Annotated in this window: 15 protein-coding genes; 3 read left to right on the top strand and 12 right to left on the bottom strand. The window is 62.8% G+C overall.

Annotation, left to right across the window (positions count from 1 at the left end; genetic code table 11):
- Window positions 1-41 precede the first annotated feature (41 nt).
- The 8 genes from ASF57_RS08945 to ASF57_RS08910 form a co-directional block, all read right to left on the bottom strand.
- A complete protein-coding gene (locus tag ASF57_RS08945) occupies window positions 42-1988 on the bottom strand; it encodes a PrkA family serine protein kinase (protein WP_056482125.1) in 1947 nt (648 codons plus the stop codon).
- 199 nt (window positions 1989-2187) lie between these two features.
- A complete protein-coding gene (locus ASF57_RS08940) occupies window positions 2188-2622 on the bottom strand; it encodes a hypothetical protein (protein ID WP_056482122.1) in 435 nt (144 codons plus the stop codon).
- Window positions 2623-2737: 115 nt separating this feature from the next.
- Window positions 2738-3268, bottom strand: coding sequence for a MerR family transcriptional regulator (locus tag ASF57_RS08935; RefSeq protein WP_056482119.1), 531 nt, complete (start codon window positions 3266-3268; stop codon window positions 2738-2740).
- 7 nt (window positions 3269-3275) lie between these two features.
- On the bottom strand, window positions 3276-3596 hold the full coding sequence (locus ASF57_RS08930; RefSeq protein ID WP_056184209.1) for an integration host factor subunit alpha: 321 nt from the start codon (window positions 3594-3596) through the stop codon (window positions 3276-3278).
- Window positions 3597-3713: 117 nt separating this feature from the next.
- Window positions 3714-4721 carry a beta-ketoacyl-ACP synthase III gene (locus ASF57_RS08925; RefSeq protein WP_056482116.1) on the bottom strand — a complete coding sequence of 336 codons (1008 nt, stop codon included), beginning with the start codon at window positions 4719-4721 and terminating at the stop codon, window positions 3714-3716.
- A 28-nt stretch (window positions 4722-4749) separates the two neighbouring features.
- Window positions 4750-5784 carry a phosphate acyltransferase PlsX gene (gene plsX / locus ASF57_RS08920; RefSeq protein ID WP_056482113.1) on the bottom strand — a complete coding sequence of 345 codons (1035 nt, stop codon included), beginning with the start codon at window positions 5782-5784 and terminating at the stop codon, window positions 4750-4752.
- Between the two features lie 201 nt (window positions 5785-5985).
- Entirely contained in the window at window positions 5986-6495 is a 510-nt protein-coding gene (locus tag ASF57_RS08915; RefSeq protein ID WP_056482111.1) for a DUF177 domain-containing protein, read from the bottom strand.
- Complete coding sequence (locus tag ASF57_RS08910; protein ID WP_056482108.1) at window positions 6492-7094, bottom strand: ubiquinol-cytochrome C chaperone family protein; 603 nt, start codon at window positions 7092-7094, stop codon at window positions 6492-6494. The genes ASF57_RS08915 and ASF57_RS08910 overlap by 4 nt, the downstream gene beginning before the upstream one ends.
- Before the next feature lie 203 nt (window positions 7095-7297).
- Between ASF57_RS08910 and ASF57_RS08905 the strand changes: the two genes are divergently transcribed.
- Both ASF57_RS08905 and ASF57_RS08900 read left to right on the top strand, forming a co-directional pair.
- Window positions 7298-7795 (top strand): outer membrane protein assembly factor BamE, encoded by a 498-nt coding sequence (locus ASF57_RS08905; RefSeq protein ID WP_056482105.1) that lies wholly within the window; start codon window positions 7298-7300, stop codon window positions 7793-7795.
- Window positions 7796-7944: 149 nt separating this feature from the next.
- On the top strand, window positions 7945-10398 hold the full coding sequence (locus tag ASF57_RS08900; protein ID WP_056482102.1) for a PAS domain-containing protein: 2454 nt from the start codon (window positions 7945-7947) through the stop codon (window positions 10396-10398).
- 112 nt (window positions 10399-10510) lie between these two features.
- Here ASF57_RS08900 and ASF57_RS08895 read toward each other — a convergent pair whose 3' ends face one another.
- From ASF57_RS08895 to ASF57_RS08885, 3 genes are all read right to left on the bottom strand, one after another.
- The gene (locus ASF57_RS08895) at window positions 10511-11185 is read right to left on the bottom strand and encodes an HAD-IA family hydrolase (RefSeq protein WP_156376030.1); all 675 of its coding nucleotides are present in this window, start codon (window positions 11183-11185) and stop codon (window positions 10511-10513) included.
- Window positions 11182-12993 carry a PAS domain S-box protein gene (locus ASF57_RS08890; RefSeq protein WP_244476874.1) on the bottom strand — a complete coding sequence of 604 codons (1812 nt, stop codon included), beginning with the start codon at window positions 12991-12993 and terminating at the stop codon, window positions 11182-11184. The genes ASF57_RS08895 and ASF57_RS08890 overlap by 4 nt, the downstream gene beginning before the upstream one ends.
- A 235-nt stretch (window positions 12994-13228) precedes the next feature.
- Window positions 13229-14320, bottom strand: a complete 1092-nt coding sequence (locus ASF57_RS08885) for an alkene reductase (RefSeq protein ID WP_056482093.1) — start codon at window positions 14318-14320, stop codon at window positions 13229-13231.
- Between the two features lie 238 nt (window positions 14321-14558).
- On the opposite strand from ASF57_RS08885, the gene ASF57_RS08880 reads away from it, so the two are divergent.
- On the top strand, window positions 14559-15641 hold the full coding sequence (locus tag ASF57_RS08880) for a catalase family protein (RefSeq protein ID WP_056482090.1): 1083 nt from the start codon (window positions 14559-14561) through the stop codon (window positions 15639-15641).
- A gap of 72 nt (window positions 15642-15713) precedes the next feature.
- Here ASF57_RS08880 and ASF57_RS08875 read toward each other — a convergent pair whose 3' ends face one another.
- Window positions 15714-17861 carry a sodium-translocating pyrophosphatase gene (locus tag ASF57_RS08875; protein ID WP_056184232.1) on the bottom strand — a complete coding sequence of 716 codons (2148 nt, stop codon included), beginning with the start codon at window positions 17859-17861 and terminating at the stop codon, window positions 15714-15716.
- Window positions 17862-18167 lie beyond the last annotated feature (306 nt).

Below are 18167 nucleotides of genomic sequence, written 5' to 3'. Positions count from 1 at the left end.
TGGCCGCCCCTTCACCTGTAGGACGGGACGTATTGCGCGCCCTAGCCTGCCTGCTTCACCCGCATGTACCATTCGACCAGACGGCGCACCTGCCGCTCGGTGTAGCCGCGCGACACCATCCGGTCGACGAACTCGCCGTGCTTCTTCTCCGTCTCGCCGTCCTTCTTCGAGCCGAAGGAGATAACGGGCAGGAGTTCCTCGACCTGACTGAACATGCGTCGCTCGATGACCTCACGCAGTTTCTCGTAGGACGTCCAGGACGGGTTGCGGCCGCCGTGTTGCGCTCGAGAGCGCAGCGCGAATTTGACCACCTCGTTTCGAAAGTCCTTCGGATTGGCGATGCCCGCCGGTTTCTCGATCTTGGTCAGCTCCTGGTTGAGGAGTTCGCGGTTGAGGAGCTGGCCCGTCTCGGAATCCTTGAAGTCCTGGTCCTCAATCCATGCATCGGCGTAGTCGATGTAACGGTCAAACAGGTTTTGTCCGTAGTCGTGGTAAGATTCGAGGTAAGCTTTCTGGATCTCGTGTCCAATGAACTCCGCGTAGCGCGGAGCCAGCTCCGTCTTGATAAACTCCAAGTAGCGCTTCTCGGTTTCCGGAGGCAGCTGTTCGCGCCGTAGGGATTGCTCCAGCACGTACATGAGGTGGACCGGATCGGCCGAAACTTCCGTGGTATCGTGGTTGAAGGTCGCTGCCATCACCTTAAAGGCGAAGCGGGTAGAGATCCCGTCCATGCCCTCGTCAACGCCGGCAGCGTCCTTGTATTCCTGCATCGAACGGGCGCGAGGATCGACCTCGCGGAGGGATTCACCGTCGTAGACTCGCATCTTCGAGAAAGCATTGGAGTTAGCGTGCTCGCGTAGGCGCGAGAGCACCGAGAAGCGGGCCAGCATCTCCAGTGTACCCGGCGCACAGGCAGCGTCGGATAGTTCGGATCCGGAGACCAGCTTCTCGTAAATCCGCTGTTCCTCGGTTGCCCGGAGGCAGTACGGCACCTTGATCACGTAAATGCGATCGATAAAAGCTTCGTTGTTCTTGTTTGTCTTGAAGGTCTGCCACTCGGACTCGTTCGAGTGAGCCAGGATGATGCCTGTGAATGGGATCGCCCCGATGTTCTCGGTACCGACGTAGTTGCCCTCCTGCGTGGCGGTCAGGAGAGGGTGCAGCATCTTGATCGGGGCTTTGAACATCTCGACAAATTCGAGAACGCCCTGGTTCGCCCGGTTCAACCCACCTGAGTACGAGTAAGCATCGGGGTCGGCTTGCGAGAGGGTCTCGAGGCGACGGATATCGACCTTGCCGACGAGACTGGAGATGTCCTGATTGTTCTCATCGCCGGGCTCGGTCTTGGCGATGGCGATCTGGCGAAGGCGCGACGGCCGAACCTTAATCACCTTGAATTTCGAGATGTCGCCGTTGAACTCGTCGAGCCGCTTCAGGGCCCAGGGACTCATCAGTCCGGTCAGGCGGCGCTTGGGGATGCCGTAGCGCTCTTGGATTTCAGTTCCCATCGCCTCGGGGTCGAACAGCCCAAGGGGACTCTCGAAGACCGGGGAGACCTCGTTGCCAGCCTTCAGAACGTAGATGGGGTGGGTCTCCATCAACGCCTTGAGGCGTTCGGCCAGAGAGGACTTACCGCCGCCGACGGGCCCAAGCAGATAGAGAATCTGCTTGCGCTCTTCCAATCCCTGCGCCGCATGGCGGAAGAACGACACGATGCGCTCGATCGTCTCCTCCATTCCGTAGAACTCGGCGAAGGCGGGATAGATGCGGATGGTGCGGTTCATGAACACGCGCCCGAGGCGCGGGTCCTTCGCGGTGTCTACGAATTCCGGCTTGCCGATGGCTTCCAGGATGCGCTCGGCTGCGGAGGCGTACATCAGCGGCTCGTCGCGGCACGCCTCGAGATACTCGGAGAGGCTCATCTCCGTATCGCGACGCGCCTCGTAGCCACGGGCGAAGCTCTGAAACAGGTCGTTCGTCGACGGCATAGGCTTTCCGATCCCCTCACGACAGCGACAGCTTCATCCTGTCTCGCCTTGGATGCAACTGACAGGCCCAGTTTTGTCGCAGCGCATTCACGGCGGAATTTGACCGCGCGATGCGTGCGACAGGGCAACACTCCGGCCTGCCCCTTGGGTTCGGTGTGGGGGCACGCGAGCAACGCCACGCCGCGGCCCCGACTGCGGCTCAGAGGTCGGTGGCATCCTTCTTCGCCGTCGAGTCAGGTTTTGCTGCCCCAACGGTAATCTTGATGTTCTGGGTTTGGACGTTCCCGTCAGAATCCTTGACGTCCACCGTCACTTCGTCGGCGCCGGTGAAGCCGTCCTTACTCTGGTAGAACACGGCCTGCACTGCGGCCTCCTTGCCCGGGCAACGATATTTCGCCGGCGTCTTGAGCTTGCCGACCTTCGTGATGAGCGAGCCGTTCTTGGGCGCACCGCTGACCCGGATCTCCGGCATCGGACCTGTCGAACAATCCTTCTTGAGGTTTGGTACGATGGCAAGGCGTACGCTTTTGCCGCTGGCGGCGGTCTCGCTGCGGGTGACCATGGTCTGCGCCAGTGCCGGTCCGGCTAGAACGACGCTGGCGGCCAGGAAGGTGAAGGAACGGGCAAGCAGCATGCGGACGAACTCCGATCACGCCGGACGATCCGCGCGGGACGCGGTGGATTCGGTCCGGTTGTTGAGAATGTGGGGATCGTGAGCGCGACCGTCGAGTGGGCGATGGGTCGATCCCTCAGGAGCCGGCTTTACTCTCGGGCAGCCGGCGCAGGTGGGCGATGGCTTCGCGGCACGCTTGTAGATCACCGAGGACGTCGACCAGGACTGCCCGCTGCTTTGGGCTCAGGGGCTCGGCCGCGGGGAGCACGACATGTTGAACATCCACGTCGGCGTCCTGAATCGACGGTGCGGCCACGACGGCTTCGCCACGTCCCACCGACTGAACGAAGCGGAGGCCGCGTTCACGCAGCACCCGCTGGGCGCCCTTGATGGTGTAGCCCTGCCCATGGAGGAGGCGCTTGATGCCCTTCAGCAGGGCAACGTCTTCGGGCCGATAGTAGCGCCGCCCGCCCGCACGCTTGATGGGACGAATCTGAGCAAAGCGCGTTTCCCAGAAGCGCAGGACATGCTGAGGCACGTCCAATTCGTCGGCGGCCTCCTTGATGGTGCGGAACGCCCCAGCGCTCTTCTCGAGCGCTTCCTGCACAGCAGGGGCTCCCTCGCAATGGGACTTGTTGATGTCGTCGATCCGCGTGGCGAGGGACATGGCAGGCCTACTCGTCGTCGTGTTCGCCCGCGCCGTTGATGCCGTTGATGCGGGCCTTCAGCACATTTGAGGGCTTGAAGACCATGACTTGGCGCGGTTCGATTGCAACTTCGACACCGGTTTTGGGATTGCGGCCGACCCGGCGGCCCTTGCTTCGAACAACGAAGGATCCAAACGAGGATAACTTCACCGTTTCGCCGCTGGCGAGGCAGGTACAAATCTCGGATAGAACCGTCTCGACTAAGGCTGAAGACTCAGTGCGTGACAGGCCAACCTGCTGATAGACGGCCTCGCTCAAATCGGCGCGTGTGACCGTCTTTCCCGTCATGAAACATTCCCCGAAGCGATTCGTGTTTTCTTAGTATCTCTATGATTGCGCACGCTAATCGGCGTTCAGTCTGGGGTCAACAGTGCGTGAGGCACCCCGTGGCAAGCGGTGACGCGCTTACCAGCGGATCAGGGCTGCGCCCCAGGTGAACCCACCGCCAATCGCCTCGATCATCACGAGGTCGCCGCGCCGGATTCGGCCATCCTTACATGCGACGTCGAGGGCCAATGGAATCGAGGCCGCCGATGTGTTGCCGTGTCGGTCGACCGTGAGCACCACCTTCTCGCGCGCAATCCCAAGTTTATCGGCCGAGGCTTCGATGATCCGTCGATTGGCTTGGTGGGGTACGAACCAGGACAGGTCCTCCGCGGTGGTGCCGGATCCGCGAAAGGCATCGTCGATGACATCGGTGACCGAGCCCACCGCGAACCGGAACACCTCCTTGCCGGTCATGCGCAGGTGGCCCGTGGTACCAGTGGAGCCAGGGCCGCCATCGACGTAGAGCTTGTCCCGGTGTCGGCCATCTGAGCGCAGGCTTGCACTCAGGACGCCGCGATCGGCGTTGGTGCCCTCGCCTTCGCGCGCTTCCAAGACGATGGCGCCAGCGCCGTCGCCGAAGAGAACGCAGGTCGTACGATCTTCCCAGTCGAGGATTCGCGAGAACGTTTCGGCCCCGATGACCAGCGCGCGCTTGACGCTTCCAGTGCTCAGGAACTTGTCGGCGGTGGTCACAGCATAGACGAATCCGGCGCAGACCGCCTGGACGTCGAAAGCGAATCCACCTTCCAGACCGAGGGATGCCTGAATCTCCGTTGCTGTGGATGGAAAGGTATGATCGGGCGTGGAGGTGGCGCAGATGATGAGATCGATGTCGTTGGCGGTCAGTCCAGCTTGGTCGAGCGCTGCTTGCGCGGCTCGGGTGCCCAAGACGGCTGTCGTTTCCGAGGCATCCGCGAGATAGCGCTGCCGTATTCCCGTGCGCTGCACGATCCACTCGTCAGAGGTATCGACGGTGCGGCTAAGTTCCTCGTTGCTGACGCAACGGGCCGGCAGGGCGGAGCCGCAGCCGACCACGACGGACCGCAGAACTTTCCCAGCGGTAACCGTCCCGGTGGTAACCGTCATGGTTCCGTCCTTTTGTTCGCTGCACCCGTCATGACGTTGCCGCGGCTGGTGTCAGGTCGAGCATATCGCGGATTGTGCGCATCAAGTCGTGCCGAGCCATATCGTGGGCGAGGTCGACGGCCGCCGCGAAGCCGTTCGCGTCCTCGGAGCCGTGGCTCTTGATGACAATGCCCTCGAGCCCGAGGAACACGCCACCATTGGCTCGGCTCGGATTCATTTTGTCCCTTAGGGCTTTGAAAGCTTGGCGGGCGAAAAAGTAGCCGATCTTGGCTGAGAGCGTCCGGCTCATCGCGCTGCGGAGATAGCTGGCGATCTGCTTGGCGGTCCCCTCTGCGGTCTTCAAAGCGATGTTGCCGGTGAATCCTTCCGTGACGACGACGTCGACCGTGCCCTTGCCGAGATCGTTGCCTTCGACGAATCCATAATAGCTGAGGTTCGGCAGATCGGTCTCGCGCAGGTAGCGGGCGGCTTCCTTGACCGCCTCGTTGCCCTTCATCTCCTCGGTGCCGACGTTGAGCAGTCCGACCGTGGGCCGGTCGAGGTCGAACACGATCCGGGCCATGGCCGAGCCCATGACGGCCATTTCGACGAGATGCTCGGCATCGGTGCCGATAGTCGCACCAACGTCGAGGACGACGCTCTCGCCTCGGACCGTCGGCCAGAGACAGGCAATGGCCGGACGCTCGATTCCCGCCAGCGTTTTCAAACAAATCTTCGACATCGCCATCAAGGCGCCGGTGTTGCCGGCCGAGACGGCCGCGTCGGCCTCGCCATCCTTCACGGCCTGAATGGCGCGCCACATCGAGGATTTCCCGCGTCCAGAGCGCACCGCCTGGCTTGGCTTCTCGTCCATCGCGATCGCGATCGTCGTGTGGCGGATCTCCACGGCGCCTTTCAGGCGCGGTTCGGCAGCCACCAAGGGTGTGAGGATTGCCTCATCCCCAAACATCAGGAACGTCATCTCGGGATGGCGCTCGCGGGCGATGGCAGCGCCCGGCACCACGGTGGTGGGGCCATGGTCGCCGCCCATGGCGTCGAGCGAGATGCACACTCTCTGGGACATATCGGGTGGCCGGTGGCCTCTGATCGTGAAAAAGGAATGCCTCTCTACGAAGAGACAGCGAGGCGGACGGGCAAGGTGGCGGGGTGGTTTCGAAAAACCGGCCCCCTCCCCGGCGCGCCGGAAAATAGCGATTGATGACCGCCGGGCAAACGAAATCTGAGCCTTCGTTCGCATGCCGACCCATCGAGGCGGCTCATGGACTCAGTCTTCGGCGGACTTCAGGCCGCGCAGGGCTGCGAGCGGTCCCTCGTCCGCGTCCTCGATATGGGGTTCGAAGGCCACGCCCGGCTTTCGCGGATAAGGATCCAGCCCGAGCGCCAGAAACTCGGCCGTGATCGTTCCGAAATCGATCTTGCCGCCGACGATGGGGTCGGGGATGTCGGCATCCTCCGCATCAGTCCCTTCAAGGCGGTCGGTATCCGTGAACAGCAGGTCTACGGACTCCGAAACCGGGCCTTCGAATGGCTCCAGGGTCACGGTACAGACCTGGGTCACCAGAGCGGCGACGGTTCCACGCACTCGGAAGGCCGACAGCTGCCCACTCGTCTCGAAAGTCCCCACCAGGTCTTGGATGGACGGAATCCCGAAATCCGCTGCAAGAGCCGCGCATTCCTCCGGGCTCGCCGTCACGATCAATCTGCCGTCGCTACGCCTGAGGCGATCGACGCTGACAATGCGTGAAAGTGGCCCGGCTTCTTCGTAACGTGTCATGATGCTGTCCGTGTCGGATCGGCGTTCGACTTCGCGAAGGGCATCGCAAAGGATCGAGGCGGTGGGAACTGTGGGCCGATGCCGATCAGCCCGTCGAGATCGGAGCGCGCCAGAGCGGCATCGCTGGCGAGGACATAATTCGCCAAACCTGCAGCCGCCGCAGGCGTATCCTGTCCGAGTACGTTGCGGGCCAGGACCGCTTTCAGGCCTTCTGCGTCTCCGGCATCGAGTGCGGTCTCGTAGCTCTCTGCACGCCCATAGAAGGCGGAGCCGAGCTTTTTCATGCGCTTCGGCACGCCAAAATCGCCGATGCCGGATTCACGCAGCGACGAGTCGAGTTGCAGGAAGACCGAGTTGATCAGGTCCTGAGCCACGTCCGCCGCCGGCTCAGGCATATCGTTCAGACGCCGCAACACCAGGATGACGTGGAGGATCAGGCATTCGAACCGTCCTTCCAACGAGTCCGGCACGCCGATATCGGTGTACAATTCCGGGCGCCGCGCCGCATCATTGATCCGCCTGTGCAGCGTCTCGATCAAACGCTGGCGCGGACTTGGCTGTCCCCAAGCGCGCAAGCGCTGTAGCAGTCCCGCCATCATGCGTATGTCCTCCCGACGGTTGGCTGATGACCGACAGAGACGATCGGCGCATGTGGCTGGGCTTGCCTTGTCAAAACCATAACCCCGCGTTACGGCAGCGGACGGTCAAGGTGCAACCTCCATCGGGATTCTTCAGCTCGGTGCCGAGCCGCCACCGAAGCCGGTAGACGCGTCCAGTTTTTCACTGTCAGCAAGGGTGGCCGATGTCGCGCCGTCTCGTTTCGTCGCTCGCTCGCCTCGCCGTCCTCGGCGTGATCTCAACGGGTGTGTCCGGCTGCATCGGCGAGGACATTCGTCACGGCTATCAGATCGACCAAGCGGCGCTGGCTACCGTTAAGCCCGGTATGAGCGCCGAGCAGGTGCTTCAGGCTCTGGGCACACCCTCCACCGTGTCTACCGTCGGCAACAAGTCCTGGTACTACATCAGCCAGAACACGCGCCGCACCGTCCTGTTCCTTGGCGAGCAGGTTGAGGATCAGAAGGTCACAGCGGTTTATTTTAATTCCGCTTTCAAGGTCGAGCGGGTAGCCCTCTACGGCCTTCAGGATGGGCGCGTCTTCGACTTCATTCAGCGTACGACCCCCACCAGCGGTGCCGACCGCGCCTTCATCAGCCAACTCTTCCGAGGTCTGACCAAGTATGAGCCGTTCGGAAGCGGTTCCGGTACGAGCGTGGTTCCCGGCGCCAATCGCGGTCAGTAATCGGACTCGTCCAGCGGCGAGTGCATGACGCGCCTCGCCGTATCGTGAGGCAAACTTCCCAAACGCGGGGAGATTTGCACAATGGGAATGACCTCGGTGCATGATCGGCTCTCCCGGGCTCAGACCCGGGCGGGCAGAGGATATAGAGGATGCCGTTTCGCGAGGCCTTTCTCGTAGAGGGTGGCGAGGCCGGCGCGCTTTTGCGCAATCACGATTGGTTGGCGACCTCGCTTGGGGCGCCAGCCGAATGGCCCCAGGCCCTGAAGACCCTGGTCGGAGTGATGCTCGGCTCGCAGCAGCCGATGCTCATTGTGTGGGGGCCGGACTACATCACCCTCTACAACGACGGTTACGCCGCAATGTGTGGCGCTCGGCATCCCAAAGCCCTCGGCGGTTCATTTCGCGAATTGTGGCACGACATCTGGGATCGCGTGGAGCCGATCCTGTCCCGTGCCTACGCGGGCGAGGCGACGCATATGGATGGCATCGCCTTCATCATGCATCGTAACGGGTATCCGGAAGAGACCTACTTTTCGTTCGGCTATACGCCTGTTCGCGACGAGACCGGACAAGTCGTCGGTATGTTCTGCGCCTGTGCGGAGACCACCGGGCGAGTGCATGCCGAGCGCAAGGCCAGTGCCGAGCGAGAGCGGCTCGAAATGCTCTTTGCCCAGGCCCCGAGTTTCATGGCGGTCCTACGCGGGCCCGAGCACCGATTTGAGCTCGCCAACCCTGCTTATCGGCGCCTTGTCGGCGACCGCTCTGTGGTCGGCCGTACGGTCGCCGAGGCGCTTCCGGACGCCGTGGCACAGGGGTATCTCGATCTCCTCGACACTGTCTATCGCACCGGGGAAGCTTTCACGGCGACCGCGTCGAGGATCGCCCTGCAGACCAAAGCGAGCGGCCCGGCGATCGAGCGCTACCTCGACTTTGTCTATCAGCCAATTTTCGATGACGATGGCGTCGTGACCGGGATCTTCGTCGAGGGCGTCGATGTGACCGATCGGGCTCTTGCCGAGATCGCTCTCCGTCGGAACGAAGCGGAACTTCGCAATCTCAATGCTGATCTCGAGCGTCAGGTCATCCTGCGGTCCGACGAGCGCGGTCTGACGTGGCAGGTCAGCCCCGACCTCCTTGGTGTCTTTCATCCTGATGGGTACTTCGAGCGCGTGAACCCAGCGTGGGAGGTGGTCTTAGGATGGACGGATACGGAAATTTCAGGGCGTCCCGTACTCGAACTCATCCATCCGGATGATGTCGCCCGGACCGCCGAAGCCATCCGGACTTTGGCACAGGCAATACCGGTCTTCCGCTTCGAGAATCGATATCGGACGCGCGACGGAAACTATCGCTGGCTCTCTTGGACGGCCGTCCCGGAGAGAGGGCGATCTTATTGCAGCGCCCGCGATGTTACGGATGAGAAGGCGCGGGAGGCTGCCCTCGATCAGGCCCAGGAGGCTCTGCGCCAAGCACAGAAGATGGAGGCGGTCGGCCAACTCACCGGAGGTGTGGCGCATGACTTCAACAACCTGCTTACCGTGATCAAGTCCTCGACCGACCTCCTGAAGCGGCCTGGCTTGGCTGAGGATCGGCGCCGCCGCTACGTCGACGCAATCTCCGACACGGTGGCGCGGGCCGCCAAGCTCACGGGCCAACTCCTCGCCTTTGCACGCCGGCAGGCGCTGAAGCCGGAAACTTTCAACGTCGGGACCGGAGTGTCGGCCATCAGCGAGATGATCGGGACCCTGACGGGCGCACGCATCGAGATCGTCGTCCAGGTGCCTCAGACCCCCTGTTTCGTAAACGCCGATCCGAGCCAGTTCGACACTGCACTCGTGAACATGGCGGTCAATGCGCGAGATGCCATGGGTGGCCAGGGCCGGCTGACAATCGAGGTCAGCCCAGTTGTCGGGATTCTACCACTGGACATCCGAAAGGGCGCGTTCGTAGCCGTTGCCCTCACGGATACCGGTACCGGGATCGCTCCGGGTGATCTGCATCGAATTTTCGAGCCGTTCTATACGACGAAGGGGGTCGGCCAGGGGACGGGCCTCGGACTTAGCCAAGTGTTCGGGTTCGCGAAACAGTCGGGCGGCGAGGTGGTTGTCCAGAGTCTTCCCGGCCGCGGCGCAACCTTCACGCTCTATCTTCCGCGCGTCTCGGAAGAGGCAGAGATCCCTGCAGTGCTCGAAGAGATCGAGCCTCTGACGGACGGGCACGGCACCTGTGTGCTTGTGGTGGAGGACAATCCGGAAGTTGGAGGGTTCGCGACCCAGACATTGGCGGAACTCGGATACCACACGGTCTGGGCCACCTCGGCCGCGGAAGCGTTGCATCAGCTTGAGAAAATTCCGTTTCGTTTCGAGGTGGTGTTCTCAGACATCGTCATGCCGGGCATGAACGGGATCGAACTCGCGAAAGAGATCTCACGACGGCGGCCGGATCTGCCGGTGGTGCTTGCCAGCGGCTATAGCCATATCCTTGCAAAAGAGGGGACGCATGGATTTGAGTTGCTACACAAGCCGTACTCGGTCGAGCAGTTGTCCCGCGTCCTAAGGAAAGCTGTGTCGCGGAGCCGACGTGTGCGAAGCGGCAGAGACTGAAGGACTTTCTGGTTTCGCCTGCTTCGGTTCGTTCGGTTCAGTTATGCGATGCAGAAACTATCCGGTGTTTGCGAAGGCCTGAGAGGAGGCCTTGCCTCCGTGGGACGCGTGGTCAGCGATCCTCCAGTCCGCGAACGGCAAGAGCCGGCGTGATTGCGACACAATCTCGAATGCTCGCCGGATTTGAAAAGATATGCGTCGGAGCCAACGCCGCGAGGGCTTCGACCCTTGTATACCCCCAAGAGACGGCTCCGAAGGCGCAGCCGACTTCACCCGCAGCGGACCAATCGCGGATTTCATCGCCGACATACAGTGTGTCGGCGGGAACGACGCCCGCCTCCCGGATCAGCGACCGCAGCCGCTTGGCCTTACCGAAGAGGGAAGCTCCGCAGGCGTAGTGCGTGAAACGCCGAGCATCGGCCGGTCCGAGGACCTGTCGGATGATGGTTTCGCGATTGGAACTTGCGATTCCAAGGCGGAGACCTGCGCGCTCGAGATCGATCAAAATTTCAGAAATCTCGGGGAAGAGCGAGATTGCGTCGATGTCGCGGGCTGCGAGACGATGCATGTGCCGGGTAATCAGCGGCAGCTTCCAGCCGGGAATCCCAAGGTGCCGAACGATGCCCCGGGCATCCATTCGCCGCAGGGTCTCGGTCTCATGCTCGGCGATGCGGGCAAACGCGTAGCGGTCGGCCACATCGTTGATGACTTTGGCAAACCAGGGAAAGCTATCGGCAAGGGTCCCGTCGAAATCGAACACAACGAGACGATAGAGGGGCAGGGTCAAGATCCAAGATTACCCACAGGAACCAAGAGCCGCATCACCAGGCCGCTCGGAGCCCAGTCCTGCTGAAGGGTCCCATCGAGCTGTCCCGCCACGCTGCGCTGTGCCAAGACCGTCCCGAAACCTTGTCGGCTCGGCGGTCCCGCGACGGCCGGTCCGCCGCTCTCGGCCCAGGTCAGAGTATAGGCTTCCCCATCGCGCCGGCCGGACAGGTGGACGCTCCCGGCCTCGGTCGATAAGCCCCCGTACTTCATCGCATTGGTGGCCTGCTCATGCATGACGAGAGCAAGAGCTGTGGCTGCACGCTCGCCCACGGCCACGTCATCGCCGGCAATGGTGATCCGCTCCCGGCCGTCCTGAACATAGGCGGCCATGATCAGCCGCATCAGGCCGAACAGGGTCTGGCCCTCCACCGGAGGCGCACTCGCGGGCGAGTGCGGTCTAACGTATTCGTGCGCCTGAGCGAGGGCGCTGAGGCGCTGCCGGAAGGCCGAAACGAAGGGGCGGGCAGCCGGGTCGGTGCGGGCCGAGAGGCCAGCAAGTCCACCCACCACGGCGAAGATGTTCTTGATCCGGTGGGAAAGCTCTTTGATCAAGAGGTCCTGTGCCTCCTCCGCCCGCTTGCGCTCGCGCAGGTCGCGGGTGACGGTGGCGTATCCGACGAAGCGGCCTTCGTCGTTGCGCAGCGGAAAGATGTTGTAGAGGACCGAGATCCCCTCCCCTGTCACGAAATGACGGAAGGCCAACTCGCCCTCCCACCAGCCCTGCCTCTCTACGGCAGGGAGAACCGTTCCGGTGATCAGCGACTGACTCCCGGGCATGAAGTAGTCCACGATCCGCGTTCCTGATACGGCCGAGATGTCCGATAGTCCAACGAGCCGGCGCCCTGCCTCGTTGATGTGCTGTACACCGCCATCTCTGTCTGCGATGCCGATGAAGTCCTGCGACTGTTCCACGATGGCGGCGAGCTTGCGCGTTTCAGTCTCGGCTTGCTTCAGGTCCTCAATGTCGGTGCACGTTCCGAACCAGCGCTCGATTCGCCCCTCGGCGTCGATCAGCGGCATAGCCCGGCCCAAGGTCCAGCGATGGGTTCCAGAATGGTGGCGCAGGCGGTAGGCGACTTCGTAAGGTTCACCTGTGGCAAGGCTGTGCCGCCACCGGCCGAGGGCTCTCGCTCGATCATCCGCATGGACGATATGGTTCCAGGCGTCGCCGTCGGTTGAGCCGGCGGGTACGCCGGTGAACTCGTACCAGCGATCATTGTAGAAGTCGTGGTAGCCGTCCGGCTGGGTGGTCCACACCATCTGGGGCATCGCGCTCGTCATGACCCGGAACCGACGCTCGCTCGCCTGCAATTCCGCTTCCCGTGCGCTGACTTCGCTGCGCGTCCGTGTCAGTTCGATCAGCGTCGAGGCCTGCCGCGCCAAAGCCTCCAGCATCTCGACCTGCATCGGCGTGATCCCGTCTGGCCGGGCGACTTGGTCGAGGACGCACAGCGTGCCGAGGGGTAATCCCGAAGGCGAGCGGATCACCGCGCCAGCATAGAAGCGAAGCTTCCGCTCTCCGCTGACGAGGGGGTTGTCGCAAGTGCGGGGATCGAGAGCCAGGTCCGGGATCACCAGGAGGGCGTTTGATTCGATCGCATGTGAGCAGATCGACATTTGGCGCGGTGTCTCAGGCAAGTCGAACCCGACCCGGGCCTTGAACCACTGACGCTCCCCCTCGACCAGGCTCACCAGCGAAATGGGCGCGTGGCACACCAGAGCGGCGATACGGGTCAGATCGTCATAGACCGCTTCCTGCCCATTCACAGTCAGATCAAGGCTTTCGAGCTCCGCCAGTCGATCGGACTCGGTCCACCCGGTCGGTGCGGCTGAACAGAATTTGGCTGAAGGCAAAAGCAGCTATCCTCGACGATCGCAACACATAGGATGTCTTCCCTCCGGCGGATAGCGCCAAGGTTGGTATTTCATCCCCAAAAGTACGCACCAGCTCTTGTGCCCAACACTGCAAGAGCTGGTGCGGTGATCAGGGTGACGTGAGGGATCAGGCCGCCTTGGCCGCGTCCCGTTCAGGATAATCGATGTACCCTTCGGGACCCTGGCTGTACCAAGTTTTCGCTTCGTCCTTGTTCAGCGGCGAGCCATCGAAGAGGCGTGCCGGCAGATCCGGGTTGGCGATGAAGGGACGTCCGAAGGCGATGGCATCCGCATGTCCCTCGTCCAGGGCAGCCTGCGCACGGACACCATCGTAATCCGAGTTGAGGATCAGGGGACCGTTAAACGCGGCCTTCATCGTCGGGGCAACCGGCGGATGATTGGCGGTGCCGAAGGTGCCATTCGGGCCGGGCTCGCGCAGTTCGAGGAATGCGATGCCAATCTTCGACAGAGCGGCAGCCGCTGCGCCGAAGAGGGCATCGGGGTTCGAGTCGTCGACACCCTGGATCGCGCCGTTGGGAGACAGGCGGACGCCGGTGCGATCCTTGCCGATGGCGTCGGCCACCGTCTGCGTCACCTCGGTCAGCAGGCGGATCCGGTTCTCGACCGATCCACCATAGGCATCGGTCCGAAGATTTGACCCGTCGCGCAGGAATTGGTCGATCAGATAGCCGTTCGCCGCATGAATCTGCACGCCGTCGAACCCAGCCTTGATGGCGTTGCGGGCGGCGCGCTCGTAATCGGCGCGCAGGCGCGGGATCTCGTCGATCGCGAGCGGCCGGGCCTCCCCGTAAGGCTTCTTGCCGTCGTAGGTATGGGCTGCATCCGGGGCCGTGGTGGCCGAGGCCGAAACAGGCTTCTGTCCGCCGAGAAAATCCGGGTGCACGATGCGGCCCATGTGCCAGAGCTGGCAGACGATCTTGCCGCCGGCTTCGTGTACGGCCTGGACGATCGGCTTCCACGCCTCGACCTGCTCGTCAGACCAGATGCCCGGAGCGAAGGGCCAGCCGAGGCCCTCCTGCGAGATGCCGGTTGCCTCCGTGAGAATCAGCCCCGCACTGGCGCGCTGACGGTAATATTCCACCATGATCGGTGTCGGCACGTGCGCGCGGGTGGCGCGTCCGCGGGTGAGTGGCGCCATGAAGACGCGGTTCTTGGCTTCGATCGCGCCGATACGGATCGGGTCGGACAGAGAGGGCATGCGGGAAGCTCACGTTGTTTCAAGGACAAACGGACGACTTGCAGCGTGCGCGGCAGTCGCCGCCGCAACATGTGGATGCTGCGCCGATGATGGCCAGCCACCTGGCCGGCGGGGATGATGCATTTGTGCGGGTGCGCACGCGACGGTGAATGGCGGGACGGCTGCCATGCCGGAACGGTGGGTTGCCGGGCACGGTTTGTCGGTGAAACCTCCCGCGCTCTCACCTTAAGGGCTGCCCATGCCGGTTCCGTCGCCTGTCCGTTACACCCCCGATCTCGAGCGTATTGAGTCGAACGAGACCGACGTCCAGAACGGCATGATCGCCCAATTCGCGAAGATCCAGGGAACGACCCTCAAGGATTACGGGCACGCCGTCCGCGGTGTCCATGCGAAGGCCCATGGATTGCTGACCGGGAGTTTGGAGGTGTTTGCCGATCTTCCCGGGCCTCTGGCCCAGGGGCTGTGTGCGCAACCGGCCGATCACCCGGTGGTCATGCGTTTCTCGACCAATCCGGGCGACATCCTCGATGACAGCATCTCGACACCGCGCGGGTTGGGCCTGAAAATTCTCGGAGTCCCGGGTGAGCGGCTGCCGGACGTGGAGGGTGACACGCAGGACTTCGTCATGGCGAATTCCCCCGCTTTTGTGGCACCGGACGCGGCGACATTTCTGAAAAGTCTCAAGCTGCTGGCTGCTACGACCGACACGCCGCAGATCTTCAAAAAGGCGTTCTCCGCCACACTGCGCGGCGTCGAAACAGTTCTGGAATCAATCGGGACCAAGAGCCCGACAGTGGTCAGCCTCGGCGGTCATCCCGAAACCCATATCCTCGGTGAGACGTTCTTTAGCCAGGTGCCAGTGCGCTGGGGGGACTATGTGGCCAAGGTCTCCGTGGCGCCGGTCTCCCCCGAACTGACGGCGCTGACCAACGCTGCGCTCAACGTGCATGGAAAGCCCGACGGCTTGCGCGAGGCGGTGACGGCCTTCTTCGCCGAGCACGACGCCACTTGGGAATTACGAGTGCAACTCCTCACCAACAGTGAGACGATGCCGGTGGAAGATGCTTCCGTGTCCTGGCCGGAGGCGGAGAGCCCCTACGTTGCGGTGGCTTGCATCCGGATTCCAAGACAGGAGAGTTGGAGTGCTGCCAAGGTGAAGACTCTCGATGATGGGCTCGCCTTCAATCCCTGGCACGGCCTCGAGGCGCACCGGCCGCTCGGATCGATCATGCGGGCGCGCCGCGCCGTCTATCCAAAATCCGCCGGGTTCCGGGCGGAGCATAACGGCTGTCCGATCCACGAGCCACGGACCCTGCCGTGAATCGGTGAAGGGCATGTTCGGATCACATGCCCTTCACACGGGTTTCACCGGTCCCGTGCCGTCGCCCCGAGGTCAGCTATGCGCCAGTACGGCCAGAAGCAGTAACGCGATGATGTTGGTGATCTTGATCGCTGGGTTCACTGCAGGACCGGCAGTATCCTTGTAGGGATCGCCGACGGTGTCGCCCGTCACCGCTGCCTTGTGGGCTTCCGAGCCCTTGCCGCCGTGATGCCCGTCCTCGATGTACTTCTTGGCATTGTCCCAGGCACCTCCGCCTGACGTCATCGAGACCGCGACGTAGAGCCCGGTGATGATCACGCCGAGAAGCATCGCTCCGACGGTGGCGAAGGCCTGCGACTTTCCTGCGATCGGCTGAATCACGAAGAACAGGACGATCGGCGACAGCACCGGCAGCAATGACGGCAGGATCATCTCCTTGATCGCCGCCCGGGTCAGCATGTCGACGGCACGCCCATAATCCGGCCGGTCGGTGCCTTGCATGATGCCGGGCTTCTCTCGAAATTGCCGGCGAACCTCCTCCACGACGGCGCCAGCTGCGCGGCCCACCGCTGTCATCGCCATGCCGCCGAACAGGAATGGGATGAGCCCACCGAGGAGCAGGCCGACCACGACGTAGGGGTTCGAGAGCGAGAAATCGACGCTCACGCCCTGGAAGAAGCGGTACTGCGTCGGACTGGCGTTCGCGATGAAGTAGTTCAGGTCCGAGGTATAGGCGGCGAACAGCACCAACGCACCGAGACCGGCCGAGCCGATGGCGTAGCCCTTGGTCACAGCCTTGGTGGTGTTGCCGACGGCGTCGAGGGCGTCGGTGGACCTGCGCACATCCGGCGGCAGGCCGGCCATCTCGGCGATGCCGCCGGCATTGTCGGTGACCGGACCGAAGGCATCGAGCGCCACTATGAAGCCGGCCAGCGCCAACATGGCGGTGACCGCAATGGCGATGCCGAACAGGCCTGCCAGCGAGTAGGTACTGATGATCCCAGCCACGATCACCAGGGCGGGAAGCGCGGTGGATTCCAGCGAGATCGCGAGACCCTGGATTACGTTCGTGCCGTGGCCCGTGACCGAGGCGTCCGCGATGGACTTCACCGGCCGAAAGTTGGTGCCGGTGTAATACTCCGTGATGACGACGATCAGCGCCGTGATGACGAGGCCGATCACCGCGCAACCCAGAAGGCCACCGGAGGTGAAGGTGATCCCAGCGTTCGTGGTGAAGGCTGTGTTGAAGCCGCCGAACAGGGCGTAGTTGACGCCGGCAATCGCCACGATCGACAGGGCTCCGGCGGTGACCAGCCCTTTGTAGAGCGCGCCCATGATCGATTGGTTGGCCCCGAGCCGCACTGCATAGGTGCCGGCGATAGAGGTCAGGATGCAGGCCGAGCCGATGGCGAGCGGGTAGAGCAGCATCGCTTCGAGGACGTTGCGCCCGGCAATATCGGTCTGGCCGGAGAAGAAGATCGCAGCGAGTACCATCGTGGCAACGACCGTCACCGCGTAAGTCTCGAACAGGTCGGCCGCCATGCCTGCGCAGTCGCCGACGTTGTCGCCGACATTGTCCGCGATGGTGGCGGGATTGCGCGGATCGTCCTCCGGAATTCCGGCCTCGACCTTGCCGACGAGATCGCCGCCGACATCGGCGCCCTTCGTGAAGATGCCTCCGCCAAGGCGCGCGAAGATCGAAATCAGCGAGGCGCCGAAGCCCAGCGCCACCAGAGCGTCAATGACATCACGGCTGGCCGGCGACAAGCCGGCGACGCGGGTGAGATAGCCGTAGTAGAGCGCGACCCCGAGAAGCGCGAGGCCGGCCACGAACATGCCGGTCACTGCCCCCGACTTGAAGGCCACGTCGAGTCCGCCACCGAGCGAGGTCGAGGCCGCCTGTGCGGTGCGGACATTGGCCCTTACAGAGACGTTCATGCCGATGAAGCCGGCGGCCCCCGACAGGATCGCACCGATGAGGAAGCCGACGGCGACCTTGAGACCGAGGAAGTAGGCGAGCGCCACGAACAGTACGAGCCCGACCACGGCGATGGTGGCGTATTGGCGCCGAAGATAGGCTTGCGCACCCTCCGCGATCGCCCCCGCAATCTCCTGCATGCGCTGGGTGCCAGCGTCGCGCTTCATCACGTCATTGATGGTGACGATGCCATAGGCGACGGCGCACAGCCCGCCCAGGATGATAAGCAACAAAGCTGTCATTCGACGGTCCTTGATTGGCGATGCCCGTGCGGGTCGGTCGTGGCGTTCCTGGACTTTGGGCCGTACTTTCGGTGCGTGCGCAGCTTTTCAGGCGTGCGATGGTCATCGTTCGCGCGGGCGTCTCGGCCACGCGCGGCGTTTCTGTTCTTGTGCATCTCCTTACAAGGAATGCCTGCTCTGAGTGCCAAAATTTACCGACGCTTGCAAATGCGGCTTAGCTTTTTCATCCGTGAATATTTGTGCACCGCAGCATCAAGCGAGCTTACTGCAAGTTCTTACAAGCTCCCGGCCGTATCATGGGGGTTC

The sequence above is a fragment of the Methylobacterium sp. Leaf117 genome (assembly GCF_001422985.1).
Classification (GTDB): Bacteria; Pseudomonadota; Alphaproteobacteria; order Rhizobiales; family Beijerinckiaceae; genus Methylobacterium.
The sequence above is the reverse complement of the archived record's forward strand: the minus strand, read 5'-3'. Positions and strand labels throughout refer to the sequence as shown.

Bases quoted from the DNA above. Each gene is read 5' to 3' on its own strand.
- ASF57_RS08945 (WP_056482125.1), bottom strand. From the start codon at position 1,988: ATGCCGTCGACGAACGACCTGTTTCAGAGCTTCGCCCGTGGCTACGAG.
- ASF57_RS08875 (WP_056184232.1), bottom strand. From the start codon at position 17,861: ATGACAGCTTTGTTGCTTATCATCCTGGGCGGGCTGTGCGCCGTCGCC.
- ASF57_RS08925 (WP_056482116.1), bottom strand. From the start codon at position 4,721: ATGACGGTTACCACCGGGACGGTTACCGCTGGGAAAGTTCTGCGGTCC.
- ASF57_RS08930 (WP_056184209.1), bottom strand. From the start codon at position 3,596: ATGACGGGAAAGACGGTCACACGCGCCGATTTGAGCGAGGCCGTCTAT.
- ASF57_RS08880 (WP_056482090.1), top strand. From the start codon at position 14,559: ATGCCGGTTCCGTCGCCTGTCCGTTACACCCCCGATCTCGAGCGTATT.
- ASF57_RS08905 (WP_056482105.1), top strand. From the start codon at position 7,298: ATGTCGCGCCGTCTCGTTTCGTCGCTCGCTCGCCTCGCCGTCCTCGGC.
- ASF57_RS08885 (WP_056482093.1), bottom strand. From the start codon at position 14,320: ATGCCCTCTCTGTCCGACCCGATCCGTATCGGCGCGATCGAAGCCAAG.
- ASF57_RS08935 (WP_056482119.1), bottom strand. From the start codon at position 3,268: ATGTCCCTCGCCACGCGGATCGACGACATCAACAAGTCCCATTGCGAG.
- ASF57_RS08900 (WP_056482102.1), top strand. From the start codon at position 7,945: ATGCCGTTTCGCGAGGCCTTTCTCGTAGAGGGTGGCGAGGCCGGCGCG.
- plsX (WP_056482113.1), bottom strand. From the start codon at position 5,784: ATGTCCCAGAGAGTGTGCATCTCGCTCGACGCCATGGGCGGCGACCAT.
- ASF57_RS08915 (WP_056482111.1), bottom strand. From the start codon at position 6,495: ATGACACGTTACGAAGAAGCCGGGCCACTTTCACGCATTGTCAGCGTC.
- ASF57_RS08910 (WP_056482108.1), bottom strand. From the start codon at position 7,094: ATGATGGCGGGACTGCTACAGCGCTTGCGCGCTTGGGGACAGCCAAGT.
- ASF57_RS08940 (WP_056482122.1), bottom strand. From the start codon at position 2,622: ATGCTGCTTGCCCGTTCCTTCACCTTCCTGGCCGCCAGCGTCGTTCTA.